The following is an 18716-nucleotide window of genomic DNA, read 5'->3' as shown; positions in this document are numbered from 1 at the left end:
CGACGAGATCGTCGGGCCGATCGATGATGCGCAGCGGGTCGAGCCTGCGCGACTCGAAGCCCGAGGCGGTCTCGACCAGCACGGGAACGACTCCGAGCCCCGCGATCGGCAGGGGCACGTGGTCGTCCCCGCTCAGCACGACGCGGCCCGAGTCGAGCTCGACGACGTGCACCGAGACCTGCGCTCCGGTCTGCGCCAGCTCTTCCAGACGACGCAGGCTCGACGCGAACGAGCGACGTCCGGCGGCCGCCCGACGCGGAACGCGCCGCGTGCCGCGCTGCGCTCGCCGGCGCGCTGCGGGCACGCCGGGGGACGGTTCGGGAGCGGGTGACGGGACCACGCGCGATGTCCTATCCGAGAGAAGGGATGCGGCCGGGCGCACTGCGCGACCTCGCATGCCTGAAGGGCGGCGCCCGGGCTATCGTAACCCGCGACCCGGGGCCGGGGAACCGGCCCTCACCAGATGGTGACCCGCTGCTGAGACGGCAGGTGCAGCCGGTCGCCTTCGGTCACGTCGAACGCCTCATAGAAGGCGTCGATGTTGCTGAGGATCTGGTTGCAGCGGAACTCGTTCGGCGAGTGGGGGTCGATCGTGAGCAGACGGATCGTCTCGGCCTCGCGGCTCTTCTGCTGCCACACCTGCGCCCACGACAGCAGCAGGCGCTGGATGCCCGTGTAGCCGTCGATCACGGGCGCCTCCTCGCCCCCGAGCGAGAGCTCGTAGGCCTTCAGCGCGATGCCGAGACCGCCGAGGTCGCCGATGTTCTCGCCGATCGTCAGCGCGCCGTTCACCCTGTTCTCATCGCTCAGGCCGAGCGGGGTGAGCGCGTCGTACTGGGCGATGAGCGCCTTGGTGCGTTCGTCGAACGCCGCGCGATCGGCATCCGTCCACCAGTCCTGCAGACGACCGTCGCCGTCGTAGCGGCTGCCCTGATCGTCGAAGCCGTGGCCGATCTCGTGCCCGATCACCGCGCCGATGCCGCCGTAGTTCGCGGCCGCGTCGCGCTTCGGGTCGAAGAACGGGTACTGCAGGATCGCCGCGGGGAAGACGATCTCGTTCATCAGCGGGTTGTAGTACGCATTGACCATCTGCGGCGGCATGAACCACTCGTCGCGATCGATCGGCTTGCCGACCTTCGCGACCTGACGGTCGTGCTCGAAGACCGTCGCGCGGCGGGCGTTGCCGACCAGATCGGCTGGGTCGATGTCGACGCCGTCGTAGTCGCGCCACACGTCGGGGTGGCCGATCTTCGGGCGGAAGGTGTCGAGCTTGGCGAGCGCCTTCTCACGCGTCTCGGGGCTCATCCACTCCAGCTGCCGGATGCTCTGCCGGTACGCCTCGATGAGGTTGGCGACCAGCTCATCCATCGCGGCCTTGGATTCGGCCGGGAAGTGCCGTTCGACGTAGATGCGGCCGACGGCGTCGCCGAGCGAGCCCTCGACGAGTGAGACGCCACGCTTCCAGCGCTCGCGGATCGAGGGGGTGCCGGTGAGCTCGGTGCCGTAGAACGAGAAGTTCTCGTCGACGAAGTCGTCGGTGAGGTAGGCGGCCATGCCGTGCACGACCTTGGCGCGCAGCCACGCCTTCCAGTCGTCGAGACGCTCGTCGATGAGCAGCGCGCCCAGACCCTCGAAGAAGCTGGGCTGGTAGACGACGAGCTCGTCGAAGGCGCTCGGATTGGCTGCTGCCACGGCATCCCGCCACGGCGTCAGGTCGACCCCGACCAGTGCCCGGAACTCGTCCCAGGTCTTCAGGTTGTACGTCTTCACGGCGTCGCGCGAGGCGACGTTGTCCCAGTGATGACCGGCGATGTCGTGCTCGAGGGCGAAGGCGCGGTCGGCCTGGCCGGCAGCATCGTCGATCGAGGCGAGGGCGAGGATGCGCTCGAGGTGCGCGCGGTACGCCGCGCGGGTGCCCTCGAAATTCTCGAGGCGGTAGTAGCTCTCGTCGGGCAGCGACAGCCCTGCCTGCACGGCGAACGGAACGTAGCGCTCGGGGTTGCCCGGATCGGGTTCGATGAAGACGCCGATCAGCGCGGCGATGCCGTCGCGGTCGAGCGTGCCGACCGTCTGCAGGAACGACGGGATGCTGTCGACCGCGTCGACCTTCGCCAACTCGGACTGCAGCGGAGCGAGGCCGACCTCGGCGATGCGGTCGGTGTCCATGAAGCTGCGGAACAGATCGCCGACCTTGCGCTCGAGGGTGCCCTCGGCGGCATCCTGCGATTCGACGATGATCTCGCGGACGTCCTTCTCGGCCTGCTCGGCGAGCATGTGGAACGAGCCCCAGCGCGCTTTGTCGGCCGGGATCTCGGCGGCGTCGAGCCACGCGCCGTTGACGTGGCGGTACAGGTCGTCCTGCGGACGGATGTCGGAGCTGAATTCGCTGATGGCAAGGCCGGAGGGCAGAACGTCAGTCATGCGCTCCAGCCTAATCCGGCCCCGACAGAGCAGGCGGTCGGGGTCGGGATGCGAAGACGGCGGTTCACGCTCCGGGAAGGGGACGGAACCCCGCTACTCTTACAGGCTGTGAAGCTCCGCCTCCTCGCGATCCTCCTGCTGGCCCTGCCGCTGTGCGCGTGCACCGTGCCCGAGACCGCAGATGCGCCTTCGGGATCAGCTGCGATCGATACCGCCGTCGAGCAGGCTGCACCATCCGAACGGCCGGAGGGTGCGCTCGACTGGTCGGAGGCACGAGCGAACATCGGCAGCACCGCCACTGTCTGCGGCGCGGTCGTCAGCACCTTCACGGCGACGAAGAGTGTGGGCCAGCCGACGTTCCTCAACCTCGGACGCGACTACCCCGATACGACCGGGTTCACCACGGTCATATTCGACGACCATCGCAGCGCGTTCCCGTTCGATCCGGCGATCGAGTACGACCAGAGGGAGATCTGCGTGTCCGGCGAGATCCGTCCGCACGAGGACTTCGTGCAGATCGAGGCACGCTCGCCCGAGCAAATCACCGTCATCGGCTGACGCTCAGCGACGCCCCCACCAGCGCCGGCGGCCGGAGATTCCGGTCTCAGGCGGGGCCTCGGCAGAGGCATCCGCCCGCCGCGACGAGCGGCGCTCTCGCCACGCCGCCACTTCGGCTTCGACGTCGCGGGGCCGCGTGACAACCGGCGGCCCGCCCCGCAGCTGGCGACGAGCATCGATCACGCGCCGGTTGAAGTCCTCGAGCACGCCACGCACGTCCTCCTCGCGGCCGAGCTGATCGAGCTCGTCGTCGAGCCCGCGGTCCTCGACGCGCAGCAGGAGCGCGGGCGGCCCCAGACCCGACAGGTTCTCGTTCTCGATCTTGCGGCGGATCCACCAGTCGGGATCATGGTGCGTACCCAGCCCTTCGAGCGGTTTGCCGGCGCCGGGCAGGTTGTCGAACTCGCCGCGGCGGATCGCGAGCTGGATGGCGGTCTCGACGAACACCGCCTTGTTCTGGGAGTTGAGCACCATCGGTGCGTCGGTCTCGGGCTCGGCTTCGGCATCCTGCTGCGCGTCGCGACGGGCGCGGTAGCGGGCGGCATCGCTCATCGCGTCAGACATGGCAGGCACCTCCGTGCGATCCAGGGTACGCGGCCGTCAGCGTCGCGGCGCAGATACTCGACAGCGCAGCGCGGCCATGACCGCACCTCGCCATCCATGGCACAGCGACGCCCCGCATCCTCGGAAGGATGCGGGGCGTCGTAGGAGAGGGTTACTCGAGCTCGACGGCCGTCGCGCGACGACGGCGCACGAGCACCGTACCGCCGATGAGCAGCGCCACGGCGAAGCCGATGAGCACGGCAGACACGGTGCCGCCGGTCGCGGCCAGCGTGCTGTCATCGCCCGCGGCCGAGGAGCCGGAGTCTCCACCGGTGCCACCGATGCCAGGGGCGCCGCCGTCCGTGTCACCGTCGCCAGGGCCGCCGGGCGTCGTGACCGCCGCGCTGACGGAGAGCGTCGCGGGGTCACTGACCACCGCGCCGAAGGCGTTCGTCACGACCGCGCGGTACTGCACGCCGTCGAGGTCGGCGGGCACGGCGGTGAGCATCAGCTCAGCTCCGGTCGCACCCTCGACGTCCTGCCAGCCGCCCGCGTCCGCCGCGCGCTCGCCCGAGTCGACTGCGACGCTGCGCTGCCACTGCACGGCGGGAGCAGGGTTGCCGGCGAACGTGACCGCGAACCGCGCGTCGGCGCCTTCGTCGACCTTCAGATCTGCCGGACCGGTGGTGACGGATGCCGCAGCCAGCGCCGGGGCGACCGTCAGGGTCGCCGGCTCGCTGGCGACCACACCGCCGGTGCCGTGCACGACCGCACGGAATCGCGCGCCGTCGGCATCCAGCGCCACGGCCTCACGGGTAAGAGCCGGTCCCACCGAACCGGGCACGTCGGTCCAGGTGCCGCCGACGTCCTGCTGCCAGGAGACGTTGCCCCGGTCCACGCCGACGAACGAGGCGAAGAACGTGGCGTTCTGGCCCTCGCGCGCGGTCGTCGCTGCTGGCTGCAGCGCGGCGCGCGTCTGGTCGACGTCACTCGTCAGCGTGATGTCGTCGCAGTAGCCGCTGCCGCCGGCCTGCGGCCGGTAGCAGTAGATGTTCAGCACGGTGCTGTTGCCGGAGTTGAACGGCACGCTGACCTGCGTCATCTCCGCTCCGGTGACCGAGACGAACTCCTGCTTCTGGTTGGGATCGCCCGGCGTCTGGTTGCCGTCGAAGTTCTTCAAGCCGACCTGAACAGGACGTCCGTCCGTCGAAGCCGCCCAGCCGCGCAGGGTGTAGTCGGTGTTCGGAAGCACGCTGATCACACGCTGCTCGGACGAGCCCAGGCCATTGATCCGCAGCGCCTTGGCACCCGAGATGAGGTGGTCGGTCGCCCGGTTCGTGTTCCAGTTGCCCCACGGGGAGTTGGAGGCCGACTCGAAGGACGGGTCGATGCCGAGGTTCTGAACCACGATCATCCGCACGTCCGTGCAGTCCTCGCCCGGTGCGCAGGTGAGCTTCACCGTCGTGGCGTCCATCGTGGTGGGGAACACCGCGCCCCCCGCAGCTCCCGGAACGGTGGTGACGTTCTTCGGGTTCACGACCGACACCGCGCCGGTCGCGCTCGTGACGCGGTAGGTCGTCAGCGCCGCCACCGGCACCTCGCGCTCCGCACCCGCGACGATGGTCGCTGCTCGGACACCGCAGTCATCGGCTGCGCCGCTGAACTGGAATGCGCCGATGTCCGGGCGGCAGGACGACGGCACCGCGTTGCCGAACAGATCCCGAGTGCCGGGCTCGGCGATCGGGATGCCCTTGCCGGCGAGACGCTCGTCGCGGATCTTGAATCGATCCATGCCCTCACCGGCGGCCAGTGCGAGCCGGTCGGCGAAGGTCACCGAGTCGCTCGAGGCCGGCCATCCGGAGACGGGGCCCGAGAAGGCGTTGTTGCGCCACTGGATGGCGTTCGCACCGGTGTTGTTCTGCGACTGGTCGGCGACGTCCTTCGAGGCGATGAAGAGGTTGTTCGCCATCAGCATCGAGGTGCCGTTGCCGTTGGTGTTGTTGATCACGAAGTTCGCCGCGTCGGGCGCGATGATCGTGTTGTTGTAGAACGCGTTCTCGGTGCCGCCGGCGACGAAGTTCAGGCGGTTCCTGTCGTTCTCCGAGACGTTGTAGCGGAACGTGACCTTGGTCGAGAGCCCGCCGCAGCCGCAGTACAGCATCATGCCGCCCGCGTTGTCGTGGCTGTAGTTGTACTGGAACACCGTGCCGGTGGTGCCGTAGTCGGCGTCGAAGGCGTTGCCGTCGTTGTTGTCGGGCAGGCGCTTGACGTCGAAGACCTCGTTGTACTGGAACACGGTGCCATCGGCGTTCCATGCCCAGACGCCGGCGTTGGAGCCGTTCGCGCGGTTGGCGACGTCGGAGACGGTGTTGTACTCGACGAGCGCGTCGCGGTTCATCTGGATGACGATGCCGTCGCCACCGACGTTCTTCACGGTGTTCCCGCGGATGACCAGACCCGTCGTGGGCGTCCACACCAGCTTCTGGCGGTCGGCCGGAGGGCATCCGTCCCACCCGTTCTCCGGGCGGCACTTCCATGCTGTCGACATATTGATGCCGCTGCGGTTGACGTTCTCGACCGAGTTGTCCTCGATCACGACGTCGTTGAACCACGTCTTCTTGCGCTTGGACTCGTCGGCGTTCGCGTACACCTCGAGTTGGATTCCTCCAGAGCCGCCCAGGTCCTTCTTGCCCTGGCCGTAGACGTCGTGGATGTCGAGACCGACGACGCGGTAGTAGTCACCCTGCCCGAAGTCCTCGAGCGCGATGACGACGCCACGGCGCTCGTGCTTGTACCGCTGAGCGGGGTCGGCGTCGATGTTGCTGATCTGCAGGTTGCGCAGCTCCCAGTACTCCTGGTTGTGCAGCAGCACAGCCTCCTCGACGCCACCGCCGCGGATGTGCGGCTTCTCGGCATCGGCGTCACCGTAGGCATCGATCACGACGGGGTTGCCGGCGGCGCCGGACCCCTGGGGCTGCAGACTGCCGTCGCACGTGGAGCCGCGCTTGAAGAACACGTGATCGCCGGCGCTCAGCTCGAGGGCGTTCACCTGCTCCAGCGTGTTCAGCGGGCTCTCGACGGTGCCGTCGCCTCCGGCCGGCGCGGCGCAGTCCACGAAGCGGAACTCGGGGGCGTCCCCGGCCGCAGCCTGGCTCGGTGCTGCGCCCAGCAGGGGCAGGGCGACGGCGACCGCGATGGCGGCCGCTATCGCCGGTCTGCGTATTCTCATCGATTCTCTCCTCATCGAGCGGACCCCTGCTGCATCGCGGGGTTCGGGGTGCCGCAGATCGACTCGGCCGATGCCGTGCGTCCGCAAACACGCTGTGTTGCAACGACCCTAGCCAAAAAATGTTTGCGCTCACAAGCGCCAGTTCGCGATATGACGCGGAGGGCGTCGAGACACGCGCCCTAGGCTCGTCACGTGGCCACCCCTGCATCCCCGCCGTCCGCGTCTCATCCGTCGCGGTCGCTGAACCGCGAGATCTTGCGGCTCGCCGTGCCCGCCCTCGGTGCCCTCGTCGCCGAGCCCGCCTTCCTCATCCTCGACTCGGTGATGGTCGGCCACCTCGGCACCGCACCGCTCGCCGGCCTCGGCATCGCCAGCGCGGTGCTGCAGACGATCGTCGGCCTGATGATCTTCCTCGCGTACTCGACCACCCCCGCCGTCGCCCGCCGGTTCGGGGCGGGGAAACCCGGCGACGCCGTCTCGGTCGGCATCGACGGCATGTGGCTCGCCCTGGGCCTGGGCGCCGTCCTCGCCGTCGCCGGAGCCCTCGCCAGCCCGGCACTGGTCGCCGCGTTCGGGGCATCCGCCGCTGTCTCCGCCGAGGCGCAGACGTACCTCACCATCTCGATGTGGGGTCTGCCCGCCATGCTCATCGTGTTCGCCGCCACCGGGCTGCTGCGCGGGATGCAGGACACCATGACCCCGCTGTGGATCGCCGGCCTCGGCTTCGGCGCCAACGCCCTGCTCAACTGGCTCTTCATCTATGGACTCGGCTGGGGCATCGCCGGCTCCGCGTTCGGCACGGTCGCCGCGCAGTGGGGAATGGTCTCCGCGTACGTGGTCGTCATCCGCCGTCTCGCCCTCAGGCACGGCGCGTCGATGAAGGCTCAGCGCAGCGGCATCCGGGGCACGGCCCGGTCGGGCGGATGGCTGTTCCTGCGCACCGTCAGCCTGCGCGTCGCCCTGCTCGCGACGGTCGGCGTCGCCACCGGCATCGGCACGCAGGAGCTCGCCGGCTGGCAGATCGCCTTCACGATCTTCTCGACAGCCGCCTTCGCGCTCGACGCTCTGGCGATCGCCGCGCAGGCGATGATCGGCAGGAGCCTCGGCTCGGGCGATATCGCGCAGATGCACCGCGTGCTGCGCCGCACGGTGGCGTGGGGAGCCTGGTTCGGAGTGATCGTCGGCGGCGTCATCGCCGCCCTCTCGGGGGCGATCGGCGTGGTCTTCACCGGGGATGCCGAGATCGGCGCGCTCGTGCAGCCCGCGTTCCTCGTGCTCGCGGTCGCGCAGCCGGTCGCCGGGATCGTCTTCGTGCTCGACGGCGTGCTGATGGGCGCGAACGACGCGCGCTACCTCGCCGTCGCCGGGCTGCTGAATCTCGTGCCCTTCCTGCCTGCACTGTGGATCATCGCCGCCACCGGTATCGCCGGCTCTGCGGGACTCGTCTGGCTCGCCGTTGCGTTCTTCGGCGTGTACCTGCTCGCGCGCCTCGGCTCCCTCGGCTGGCGGGTGCGCACCGACGCGTGGACGAAAGTGGGCGCCTGAGCTGCTGAGTGGCGGGGCGCTCAGGCACGAAGACCGCTGAGACGGGTGCTCACGCCTCGCGGCTCGCCCGGGCGTCGAGCTCGGCTGCCCAACGCGGGGAGTCCAACGCCGGTTCTCAGGCCCGGATGACCGACATCCGGCTCCCCGGCACGGCACGGCCGGGGCACGGCCCGCGCCGTCGAGCGAATGCTGCGCGAGAAGAGGTCAGGCGACCTCGCCCGCTGCGACCGTCTCGGCGAGCATGTGCACGCGCGGCAGGTGGTGGGCGCCGTAGAAGTCGGCCGAGATCAGGCGCGCGGCGTCCGCGGCATCCGGCTTCTCGTGCGTCAGAACCGCGGTGACGGCGAGACCGTGCATCCATCCGCCGGCGAGAGTGCCGAGCAGCATGAGGTACGGCACGCTGACGCCGTAGGCGTCGCGGCTCGCACCGAAATCGATGACGGATGCCGTGGCGCGGCGCGCCGCGTCGACCGCGCGTTCCAGGCGATCGGCGGTACGGGTCGCCACCGCGTGATCCAGAGCGCGCAGCGCCTCGACGTTCTCACCGACAAGGGAGAAGAGCGCCTCGGCCGTCGCACCGCCGTCGCGGATCACCTTGCGGCCGATGAGGTCGTTCGACTGGATCGCCGTGGTGCCCTCGTAGATCGGCATGATCCGGGCATCCCGATAGTGCTGCGCGACGCCGGTCTCCTCGATGAAGCCCATGCCGCCGTGCACCTGGATCGCATCGCTCGTCAGCGCGACGGCGTCCTCCGTCGCCCACCCCTTGAGGATCGGCACGAAGAACTCGGCGAGCGCTCCGGTGCCGTCCGTCGCCGCCCGGTCGAACAGGTCGCCGACATAGACGCCCAGCGCGCGCATCGCGAACAGACGGCTCTGCATCGACAGCAGCAGACGGCGCACGTCGGGATGCTCAGCGATCGGCGTGCCTGCCGGGCGGTCGAGCACCGCGCCCTGCAGCCGGCCTCCGGCATACGCGACGGCCTGCTGGTACGCGCGGTCGGAGATCCCGGTCGCCTGGAAGCCCATGCCAGCGCGCGCGGAGTTCATCATCACGAACATGCCAGCGAGGCCGCCGCCGATCTCGCCGACGAGGTATCCGGTCGCGTCCTCGTAGGCGAGCACGCAGGTGGGGCTGCCGTGGATGCCGAGCTTGTGCTCGAGTGCGACCGTCGTGACGGCGTTGCGCTCGCCCGGCGCTCCGGACGCGTCGGGCAGGAACTTGGGCACGACGAACAGCGAGAGCCCCCTGGCCCCGGCCGGAGCGTCGGGCGTGCGCGCGAGCACGAGGTGCACGATGTTCTCGGCCACGTCGTGGTCACCCCACGTGATGAAGATCTTCTGGCCGCTGACACCCCACGACCCGTCGCCGCGCGGCGTCGCGATCGTGCGGATCGCGCCGAGGTCGGTGCCGGCGTCGGGCTCGGTGAGGTTCATCGTGCCCGTCCAGGCGCCCGAGACGAGCTTGGCCAGGTAGGTCTCGCGGATCTCGTCGGATGCCGCCGCATCCAGCGCGTGGATCTGCCCCGCGGTCAGCAGCCAGCACAGCGCGAACGCCGCGTTGGAGGCGTTCCAGATCTCGCCGAGACCCGCGCGGATCGAGCCGGGCAGCCCGTCGCCGCCCGCCGACTCGGGCGCCTCGGCGCTGACCCAGCCGGCCTCGACGAACGCCTGGTACGCCTCGGCGAACCCGGCGGGCAGCCGCACCTGCCCGTCTTCGATGCGGGCGCCCTCGCGGTCGCCGCTGGTCTGGAGCGGCGCCAGAACGGATGCCGCGAACTCGCCGGCACCCGCGACGATCTCGGTCGCGTCCTCGGCGCTGAACGCACCGCCGGTCGCCCGGGCGGGAAGGTCGAGGCCGAACGCCTCGCCGAAGAGGAAGCGGTAATCGTCGACCGGGGGGACGTAGCCGGATGCCATGGCGCACTCCATTCGCGTGAGACTCAGACCCACTTTACGCGAGACTGCGTCTCAAGGGAAGGCGAAGCGCTCAGGCGTACCGGCGGCACCACTCGTACATCACCACGGCCGCCGCCGCGCTCGCGTTGATCGAGCGGGTCGAGCCGTACTGCGTGATCTCGATGTGCCCGGATGCCGCAGCCAGCGCGTCGTCCGACAGACCCGGACCCTCCTGACCGAACAGCAGCACGCAGCGCTCGGGCAGATCGGCACGGTCGACCGGCACCGCCTCGCCGACATTGTCGACGGCGATGATCGGAATGCCCTCCCCCGCCGCCCACGCGGTGAACGACTCGACGTCGGGATGGTGCACGACGTGCTGATATCGGTCAGTGACCATCGCGCCGCGCTTGTTCCAGCGGCGTCGCCCGATGATGTGCACCGTGTCGGCGAGGAACGCATTGGCGCTGCGCACGATCGAGCCGATGTTCATGTCGTGCTGCCAGTTCTCGATCGCCACGTGGAACGCATGCCGCTGCGCGTCGAGGTCGGCGACGATGGCATCCATCCGCCAGTACCGGTACCGATCGATGACGTTGCGGGTGTCGCCGTGCGCGAGCAGCTCGGGATCGTAGTTATCGTCAGTCGGCCACTCTTCGGGGCCGCCGGGGTGTGGGCCCACCCCATGGGTGCTGCGCTCGGGTGTTTCGTCGGTCACCCCTCCATCTTCGAGCACACCACCGCCCTCCGAGGACGAACCTGATGCTGAACCCGACCCGGACGGCAGATCTTTCGGCACGCCGAAAATAAGGTACGTTTTCGGCATGCCTAAAAGTTCGTCGCGCTCAGTCATCACCTTCGCAGCCGTCGCCTGCCTCGTCTTCACCCTCGCCGGCTGCACGGACGAATTCGGCGGCCGCCATAAGGGTTCCGACCCCGATCGGCCGACCGTGCTCACCACCTTCACCGTGCTCGCCGACATCGCTCAGAACGTCGCCGGCGAGCACTTGCACGTCGCGTCCATCACCAAGGTCGGTGCCGAGATCCACGGGTACGAGCCGACGCCACGCGACATCGCGCAGGCGTCCGGCGCCGACCTGATCCTCGACAACGGCCTGGGCCTCGAAGCGTGGTTCGAGCAGTTCGTCGATTCGGCCGACGTGCCGCACGTCGTCGTCTCGAAAGGCGTCGACCCCATCGACATCACCGCCGACGCCTTCGCCGGCAAGCCGAATCCGCACGCGTGGATGAGCCCGGTCAACGCGCAGATCTACGTCGACAACATGGTCGCCGCCTTCAGCGAACTCGAACCCGCGCACGCCGACGACTTCGCCGCCAACGGCGAGACGTACAAGGCGAAGCTGCAGCGGGTGCAGGATGACCTGGTCGCGGAGCTCGCCGGCATCCCCGAGCAGCAGCGTGCGCTGGTCACGTGCGAGGGAGCCTTCTCGTACTTCGCCCGAGACGCAGGGCTCACCGAGGCGTACATCTGGCCCGTCAACGCCGAACAGCAAGCCACGCCCCAGCAGATCGCGGCGGTGATCGAGTTCGTGCGCGACAACGACGTACCGGCCGTCTTCTGCGAGTCGACCGTGTCAGACAAGCCCATGCAACGCGTGGTCGAGGCCACGGATGCCAAGTTCGGCGGCGTGCTCTACGTCGACTCGCTCTCGGCAGCCGACGGCCCGGTCCCCACCTACCTCGACCTGCTCGGCTACGACGCCGACCGCATCGCGGCGGCGCTCACCGGCGCACGAGCATCATGACCGAGCCGCACCCCCGCCCCGCCCCAGACGCCGGGTCCGGCGCACCCGCGATCGAGGCGGCGCACGTCACCGTGCGCTACGGCGAGGTGCTCGCCCTCGACGACGTGTCGCTGCGCATTCCCACCGGCACGGTGACCGGCCTGGTCGGCATGAACGGCTCAGGCAAGTCCACGCTGTTCAAGAGCCTCACCGGCGTGCTGCGACCCGCACACGGGACGGTGTCCGTGGCCGGGATGAGGCCTTCCGACGCGCGTCGCCGCCGCCTCATCGCCTACATGCCCCAGAGCGAGGAAGTCGACTGGGCGTTTCCGATCTCGGTGCGCGACGTGGTGATGATGGGCCGGTTCGGTCACCTCGGTCTCACGCGACGCCCGCGGCGCACCGACCATGAGGCGGTCGACGCAGCTCTCGAGCGCGTCGAGCTGAGCAACCTCCGCGATCGTCAGATCGGCCGGCTCTCGGGCGGACAGCGCAAGCGCGCCTTCGTCGCGCGGGGACTCGCCCAGGACGCACGGATCCTGCTGCTGGATGAACCGTTCGCCGGCGTCGACAAGCGCTCCGAGGCCATGATCGTGCGGCTGCTGCGCGACGCCGCCGCCGAGGGCCGCACCGTGCTCGTGTCGACCCACGACCTGCACGCGCTCCCCTCGTTGGCCGACTCGGCAGCGCTGCTGCTGCGACGGCTGGTGTTCCACGGGGCCGTCGACGACGCGCTGCAGCCGGATGTGCTCGCGCGCGCCTTCGGACTGGATGTGCTGGGAAGGGACGGCTCATGAACCTCTTCGACCTGATCCTCGAACCGCTGCAGTACGAGTTCATGATCCGCGCTCTGGTCACCACGACTATCGCCGCCGTGGTGTGCGCGCTGCTGTCATGCTGGCTCGTGCTGATCGGCTGGTCGCTGATGGGCGACGCCGTCTCCCATGCCGTGCTTCCTGGCGTCGTGCTCGCATACGTGCTCGGCGCGCCGTTCGCCATAGGCGCCCTGGTGTTCGGCTTCGTCGCGGTGGGGCTTATCGGGCTGCTCCGCGGCACCAGCCGAGTCAAGGAAGACGCCGCCATCGGCATAGTCTTCACCACACTGTTCGCGCTCGGCCTGGTGCTGATCTCGGTCACCCCCAGCCAGACCGATCTGAACCACATCGTGTTCGGCAACATCCTCGGCGTCTCGGCTGGCGATCTCGCGCAGATAGCGGTGCTCGCCGCCATCACGCTCGTGATCCTGCTGGTGAAGAGGCGCGACCTCACCCTGTACGCCTTCGACCCCGCGCACGCATTCGCGATCGGGCTCTCGCCCCGCTTGCTGGGCGCCCTGCTGCTGAGCCTGCTCGCGCTGACTGCGGTGGTCGCCCTGCAGGTGGTGGGGGTGATCCTCGTGGTGGCGATGCTGATCATCCCGGGCGCGACGGCGTACCTGCTCACCGACCGCTTCACCACCATGCTCGTGATCGCCCCCGTGATCTCGGCCGCCTCGTCTGTCGCGGGTATCTACCTGAGCTACTGGGTGGATGCCGCTTCGGGTGGTCTGGTAGTGGTTGTGCAGGGCACCGTTTTCGCGCTGGTCTACCTGTTCAGCCCGCGCCAGGGCGTGCTGCCGAAGCTGATGCGCGCACGCCCGACGAGGGTACGTATGTGAGGTCATCGGTGGCACAGGCGCCCCCGGTAGGCTCGAAGCCATGCCCTCCTCCCCCGCCAAGAAGCACCGCGACGACTCCGAGGCGCGCCGGGCGATGCAGCTCAGCACCTGGTTCGCACTGGCAGCGGGAGCCCTGGGCGTGCTGCTCATCGCGCTGCCGGATCTGCTTCCGGCCGGCGGCCCGTGGGTGCAGCTCGCGCTCGGCGCACTGACCCTGTTCTTCGCCTTCCGGGCGCGTGCGATCGGCACTCGCGGCGTGAACGACTACGACGGGCGGCTGTCGCTGCTCGCCGCGCTCGCCGGGTTCGCGATCCTCTTCTTCGCCGGCAACGCGGCATTCAACGTGCTGATCTCGCTGGGCGGCTGAGCATGGCATCCCCCGCCTTCGACGACTACCTGAAGACGGTGTACGCGCACACCGAGTGGCAGGATGCGCCGATCACCCCGTCGCAGCTCGCCGGCGCCCTGGGCATCGCCCCGTCGAGCGTCACCGAGATGGTGAAGAAGCTCTCCGCAGCGGGCCTGGTCTCGCACGTGCCGTACGGCGCGGTGAAGCTGACGGATGCCGGGCGCGAGCGCGCCCTGCAGATGCTGCGCCGGCACCGGCTGATCGAGACGTGGCTGGTGCGCGAGTTCGGCTACGCATGGCACGAGGTGCACGACGAGGCCGAAGTGCTCGAGCACACGATCAGCGACCGGCTGCTGGATGCCGTCGACGCGCGCCTCGGACGCCCGCGCTTCGACCCGCACGGCGACGCGATCCCCGACGCGAACGGCGACGTGGTGCGTGAGCCGTTCGTGCTGCTCGGCGACGCACCTGACGGGCACGTCGGCCGCGTGCTGCGCGTGAGCGATCGCGACCCCGACCTGCTGCAGCGACTGGAGGACGCGGGCGTGAGCGTCGGCGTCGAGATCACCGCGCCGGCCGATCTGCCCGAGGGGGCGGCGGACGCGGTGTGGCTCAGCCTAGGCTGACCACGGAGGTATCGAGATGAACCAGAGCGACATGCTGTTCCTGGTGCTGATCAGCATCGGGCTCGCGTCGTTGACGCTCTTCACGATCCAGCTGCTCAAGCCGCGCAAGAAAGACAACCGCGGCGAGTGGTACGAGGGCCCCTGGCACGACGACGATCGTCCCCGCGGGCCGCGCCGCTGACGATCTCCCCTCGGGCATCCGGTGCGCGGCCAGCGCCGCGAGATCGGATGCCTGCGGGCGCGCGGCCAGCGCCGCGCCCCCGCCTCAGGACTTGACGGAACCGCTCATCAGACCGCCGATGAAGTACTTGCCGAGGATGATGTAGACCACCAGCGTGGGCAACGATGCGATCAGCGCGCCGGCCATCGACGCGCCGTAGTTCGACAGCTGGGCACCCTGCGACAGGTTGACCAGCGACAGCGAGACGGGCCCCTGGTTGGCATCCGAGAGGAACAGCGCGAACAGGTAGTCGTTCCACGCCGACGTGAACTGCCAGATGATCGTCACGACGAACCCGGGCAGCGACAGCGGCAGGATGATGCGCCAGTACGAGGCGAGCATGCCCGCGCCGTCGACGCGCGAGGCCTCCATCAGCTCTTCGGGCACGCCCTCGTAGTAGTTGCGGAAGATCAGCGTGCAGATCGGCAGACCGTAGATGATGTGCACGATCAGCAGCGTCGCGATGTTGCTCGGCATGCCCAGCGACGTCTTCATCTGCACCAGCGGCACCATGATCGCCTGGTACGGGATGAACATGCCGAACAGGATCAGCGTGAACACCACATTCGCGTACGGGAACCGCCAGCGCGAGAGCACGAAGCCGTTCATCGAGCCGAGCATGGCCGAGATGAGCGCCGCGGGGATCGCCAGCAGGAAGGTGCGCCCGAGCGACGCCGAGAGGTAGTCCCACGCGTCGGCCCAGTTGCCGAAGCCGGTGGCCCCGTCGGCGTCGGCCTGCCACGGCCACAGCGACGGCAGAGCCCAGGAGTTTGCGGCGCTCACGTCGGACGGTGGCTTGAGGCTGGTCACGACCAGCACGTACACCGGCATCAGCACGATGACGACGAAGAGCAGCAGAGCTGCGTACTTGGCCGTGCGGCCGAGCCGCGCGCGACCCTTGTGCGTGGTGGGGATGGTCGAGGCGGGGGTGGTGCGGCGTTCGATGCCGGTTGCGACGGTCATTGACGCACCTTCCTCTCGGCACGGGCCGTGGAGATCAGATAGGGGACGATGAAGATGCACACCAGCAGCAGCAGGACCGTCGCGATCGCGGATGCCTTGCCGTACTCGCCGCCGGTGAGCGCGACCCACATGTAGGTGGCCGGCACCTCGGTGACGTACACCGGTCCGGTGATCGCCATGATCAGGTCGAACACCTTCAGCGACATGTGCGCGACGATGACGAGCGCCGACAGGGCCACCGGGCTCAGCTGCGGGAAGACCACGTGCCGGTACAGCTTCCATTCACTGGCGCCGTCCATGCGGGCGGCTTCGCGCAGCTCTTCGGGGACGCCGCGGAACCCGGCCAGGAACAGCGCCATGACGTATCCGGCGAGCTGCCAGATCGCGGGCATGGCCATGGCTGCCATGCCCCACCCCGGCTGGTTGTACCAGTCGTTCTGCAGGGCGCCGAGGCCGATCGAGTCGAGCAGTCGGTTCAGGCCGGAGGCGCGATCGCCGGTCGCCGAGCTGAGCAGCCAGCGCCACACCACACCGGATGCCACGAACGAGACGGCCATCGGGAAGAGATAGATCGAGCGGAACGCGCCTTCGGCGGTGACGCCCTTGTCGAGCATCCACGCCCAGAGGAAGCCGAACAGCATCGTGCCGACCATGAAGAACACGGTGAAGATGCCGAGGTTGGCCAGCGAGTGCAGGAAGCGCGGCTCGGTGAGCAGGTCGACGAAGTTCTGCAGCCCGACGAACTCCGATGCGCTCAGCGCGGAGTCCTTTGTCATGGCCGTCGAGAAGTTCACGCCGATGAGGATGTAGACGAAGATGCCCAGCAGCACGATCGTGGGTGAGATCAGCAGCAGGGGCGGGCCCCAGTTGCGAACGCCTTTGCGCATCGTGTCCTCCTTGACGCGGCAGATGGGTGCGGGGCGGCGCCGTCACGCCGCCCCGCATATGGATCGGATGCTGTCTAGCCGAGCGCCTTGGTCTGTGCCTGCACCAGCGCGTCCTGCAGCGTCTTCGCATCGCTGGTCGAGACGAACTGACCGATCGCGGAGGTGACGTCGTTCAGCCACGACACCTTCACGGCAGCGCCGTGCGCCAGCGAGCTGACCACGGTGTCCTCGGAGAACGAGGCGATCGCACCCTGCTGGTACTCCGGGTAGTCAGCCGGGTCGGCGTCGGTGCGCGCGGGGATCGAGCCCTTGGCGAGGTTGAACGCCTTCTGGCCGTCGGCCGAGCTGATCGTCTTCAGCCAGTTCTTCGCGCCACCGGCGTGCGGGGCACCGACCGGCAGGGTGAAGGAGTCGGCGAGGAAGTCGAACGTTCCGTCGGTGCCGGGGGTGGGCCAGGTGGTGTAATCGGTGCCGTAGACCTTGCCCTTGGCGTCGAACTGCGCCAGCGCCCAGTCGCCCATCACGTTGTAGGCGGCCGTGCCGTCGATGACCATGTCGGTCGCGACCGGCCAGTCCTGACCGGTGCCGTCGGTGTTGGCGAACGAGAGCAGCTTCGTGTAGTAGTCGATCGCCTTGGTCACCTTGGCGTCATCGAACTTGGTCGAGCCGTCCCACAGCCCCGAGTATCCGTCGGCGCCGAGCACCGAGAGCAGCACGTTCTCGAACAGCTGCACCTGGGTCCAGTCGGTGGCGACCGAGAGCGGGGTCTCGACGCCGTTCGCCTTCAGGGTCTCCATGTCGGCGAGCCAGGCGTCCAGATCGGCGGGCGCCTTGGTGGGGTCGATGCCGGCGTCGGTGAGCACCGAGGTGTTCAGCCACACGACGTTGGCGCGGTGGATGTTGCTGGGCACCGAGTAGATCTTGCCGTCGACGGTCAGCCGGTCGAGCAGCGTCGACGGGAAGACGTCGTTCAGACCGTTGTCCTTGTAGAACGAGCTGAGGTCCTCGAGCTTGTCGGCCTCGATGTAGTCGGTGAGCTCAGCGCCGGCGTGCGCCTGGAACGAGTCCGGCGGGTTGTTGGCCTTGAGGCGTGAGGCGAGCGCGTTCTTGGCGTTCGATCCGGCGCCGCCGGCGACGGCCGCGTTGACGAACTCGGTGTTCGGGAACTGCTCGTCGAACACCTTGACGAGCGCGTCGAGACCGGCCTTCTCAGACCCGGCGGCCCACCAGGTGAAAACCTCGACCTGGCTGTCGTCATCCGACCCGCCGGCGTTGCCGCTGTCTGCGCCGCCCGAGCATCCGGCGAGCGCCAGACCGACTGCGGCGAGACCAGCGACTGCTGCAAGCGCTTTGCGCATGTGATCCTCCATTGGAACTATGGCCCGCGGAGCTCCGCGGCTCTCCTGACATAGAAACTGAAAACGTTGCCAAAAGCAACAGCGTGCAGTCACAACCCCGCAACATCTGGCGGCTGCTCGCCGGAGCCGCGGGTGATCAGCCGCGTGCCCAGAACGATGTGCCGCTCGGGGCCGGCGAGCCCCGCGATGCGGTCGAAGAGCAGATCGGCGGCGGCGGCGCCGATCATGGCGGGGTCCTGGGCGATGGTCGTCACCGGCGGCGAAAGCAGCTCGGCGAGCTCGAAGTCGTCGAAGCCGACCAGCGCCGGGCGGGCCCCGATCAGGCGCAGTGCTCCGAGGACCGCCTTGGTCGTGCGGCTGTTGGTGGTGAACAGTGCGGTCGGCGGATCCGGCAGCGAGAACAGCTCGCGCAGCGCCTCGACGCACGCCTCGACCTCATCCTCGACCTCGACGATGAGCTCGGGCCGGTCGGGCAGGCCGCATTCCCGCACGCCGCGGCGGAAGCCCGCCTGGCGGCGCTCGGAGGTGAAGCGACCCGAGATGTGCGCGATGCACGCGATGCTGCGGTGGCCGGAGCGCACCAGGTGCCGCACCGCGTCGCCGGCGCCACGCTCGTTGTCGACGAGCACGACGTCGGCGTGCATGCCGCGCGGGGGGCGGTCGACGAACACGATCGGTGTGCCGACAGCGCGCTCGGGAGCGAGGAATGCCAGGTC

At 69.0% G+C, this 18716-nt stretch carries 17 protein-coding genes and 1 pseudogene; 8 read left to right on the top strand and 10 right to left on the bottom strand.

The window, feature by feature from the left end:
* Together RT309_RS00775 and RT309_RS00770 are read right to left on the bottom strand one after the other, a co-directional pair.
* A pseudogene (locus RT309_RS00775) lies at positions 1-340 on the bottom strand (serine hydrolase); the annotation flags it as partial.
* A gap of 116 nt (positions 341-456) precedes the next feature.
* Complete coding sequence (locus RT309_RS00770; RefSeq protein ID WP_313354423.1) at positions 457-2421, bottom strand: M13-type metalloendopeptidase; 1965 nt, start codon at positions 2419-2421, stop codon at positions 457-459.
* 108 nt (positions 2422-2529) lie between these two features.
* Between RT309_RS00770 and RT309_RS00765 the strand changes: the two genes are divergently transcribed.
* Positions 2530-2979, top strand: a complete 450-nt coding sequence (locus RT309_RS00765) for a hypothetical protein (protein ID WP_313354421.1) — start codon at positions 2530-2532, stop codon at positions 2977-2979.
* 3 nt (positions 2980-2982) lie between these two features.
* Here the strand turns inward: RT309_RS00765 and RT309_RS00760 are convergent, their stop codons facing one another.
* Both RT309_RS00760 and RT309_RS00755 read right to left on the bottom strand, forming a co-directional pair.
* The gene (locus RT309_RS00760; protein WP_313354419.1) at positions 2983-3543 is read right to left on the bottom strand and encodes a DUF1992 domain-containing protein; all 561 of its coding nucleotides are present in this window, start codon (positions 3541-3543) and stop codon (positions 2983-2985) included.
* Positions 3544-3694: 151 nt separating this feature from the next.
* Entirely contained in the window at positions 3695-6751 is a 3057-nt protein-coding gene (locus RT309_RS00755; RefSeq protein ID WP_313354417.1) for a right-handed parallel beta-helix repeat-containing protein, read from the bottom strand.
* A 192-nt stretch (positions 6752-6943) separates the two neighbouring features.
* On the opposite strand from RT309_RS00755, the gene RT309_RS00750 reads away from it, so the two are divergent.
* Complete coding sequence (locus RT309_RS00750; RefSeq protein WP_313354415.1) at positions 6944-8296, top strand: MATE family efflux transporter; 1353 nt, start codon at positions 6944-6946, stop codon at positions 8294-8296.
* Positions 8297-8500: 204 nt separating this feature from the next.
* On the opposite strand, the gene RT309_RS00745 is transcribed toward RT309_RS00750, so the two are convergent.
* Positions 8501-10216, bottom strand: a complete 1716-nt coding sequence (locus RT309_RS00745; RefSeq protein WP_313354414.1) for an acyl-CoA dehydrogenase — start codon at positions 10214-10216, stop codon at positions 8501-8503.
* 70 nt (positions 10217-10286) lie between these two features.
* Complete coding sequence (locus tag RT309_RS00740) at positions 10287-10913, bottom strand: TrmH family RNA methyltransferase (protein ID WP_313354412.1); 627 nt, start codon at positions 10911-10913, stop codon at positions 10287-10289.
* A gap of 106 nt (positions 10914-11019) precedes the next feature.
* Here RT309_RS00740 and RT309_RS00735 point away from each other — a divergent pair, with 106 nt between their 5' ends.
* From RT309_RS00735 to RT309_RS00710, 6 genes are read left to right on the top strand one after another with little or no spacing between them, the layout of a single operon-like run.
* Positions 11020-11961 (top strand): metal ABC transporter substrate-binding protein, encoded by a 942-nt coding sequence (locus RT309_RS00735; RefSeq protein WP_313354410.1) that lies wholly within the window; start codon positions 11020-11022, stop codon positions 11959-11961.
* Entirely contained in the window at positions 11958-12737 is a 780-nt protein-coding gene (locus RT309_RS00730; RefSeq protein ID WP_313354408.1) for a metal ABC transporter ATP-binding protein, read from the top strand. Before RT309_RS00735 ends, RT309_RS00730 begins: the two co-directional genes overlap by 4 nt.
* Positions 12734-13597, top strand: coding sequence for a metal ABC transporter permease (locus RT309_RS00725; protein WP_313354406.1), 864 nt, complete (start codon positions 12734-12736; stop codon positions 13595-13597). Before RT309_RS00730 ends, RT309_RS00725 begins: the two co-directional genes overlap by 4 nt.
* Positions 13598-13637: 40 nt before the next feature.
* Positions 13638-13964: a hypothetical protein gene (locus tag RT309_RS00720; RefSeq protein ID WP_313354404.1), complete on the top strand. Its 327-nt coding sequence runs from the start codon at positions 13638-13640 to the stop codon at positions 13962-13964.
* A 2-nt stretch (positions 13965-13966) separates the two neighbouring features.
* Positions 13967-14572 (top strand): metal-dependent transcriptional regulator, encoded by a 606-nt coding sequence (locus tag RT309_RS00715; protein WP_313354402.1) that lies wholly within the window; start codon positions 13967-13969, stop codon positions 14570-14572.
* 16 nt (positions 14573-14588) lie between these two features.
* Positions 14589-14753, top strand: a complete 165-nt coding sequence (locus tag RT309_RS00710; RefSeq protein ID WP_313354400.1) for a hypothetical protein — start codon at positions 14589-14591, stop codon at positions 14751-14753.
* A gap of 84 nt (positions 14754-14837) precedes the next feature.
* Here the strand turns inward: RT309_RS00710 and RT309_RS00705 are convergent, their stop codons facing one another.
* The 4 genes from RT309_RS00705 to RT309_RS00690 form a co-directional block, all read right to left on the bottom strand.
* Positions 14838-15755: a carbohydrate ABC transporter permease gene (locus tag RT309_RS00705; RefSeq protein ID WP_313354398.1), complete on the bottom strand. Its 918-nt coding sequence runs from the start codon at positions 15753-15755 to the stop codon at positions 14838-14840.
* Positions 15752-16642: a sugar ABC transporter permease gene (locus RT309_RS00700; protein ID WP_313354396.1), complete on the bottom strand. Its 891-nt coding sequence runs from the start codon at positions 16640-16642 to the stop codon at positions 15752-15754. The genes RT309_RS00705 and RT309_RS00700 overlap by 4 nt, the downstream gene beginning before the upstream one ends.
* 74 nt (positions 16643-16716) lie before the next feature.
* Positions 16717-18000 carry an extracellular solute-binding protein gene (locus tag RT309_RS00695; RefSeq protein ID WP_313354394.1) on the bottom strand — a complete coding sequence of 428 codons (1284 nt, stop codon included), beginning with the start codon at positions 17998-18000 and terminating at the stop codon, positions 16717-16719.
* An 89-nt stretch (positions 18001-18089) separates the two neighbouring features.
* Positions 18090-18716 (bottom strand): substrate-binding domain-containing protein (locus RT309_RS00690; protein ID WP_313354393.1); only part of this gene is annotated, 627 nt, incomplete at its 5' end.

The organism is Microbacterium sp., assembly GCF_032084865.1.
Lineage (GTDB): Bacteria > Actinomycetota > Actinomycetes > Actinomycetales > Microbacteriaceae > Microbacterium.
The sequence above is the reverse complement of the archived record's forward strand: the minus strand, read 5'-3'. Positions and strand labels throughout refer to the sequence as shown.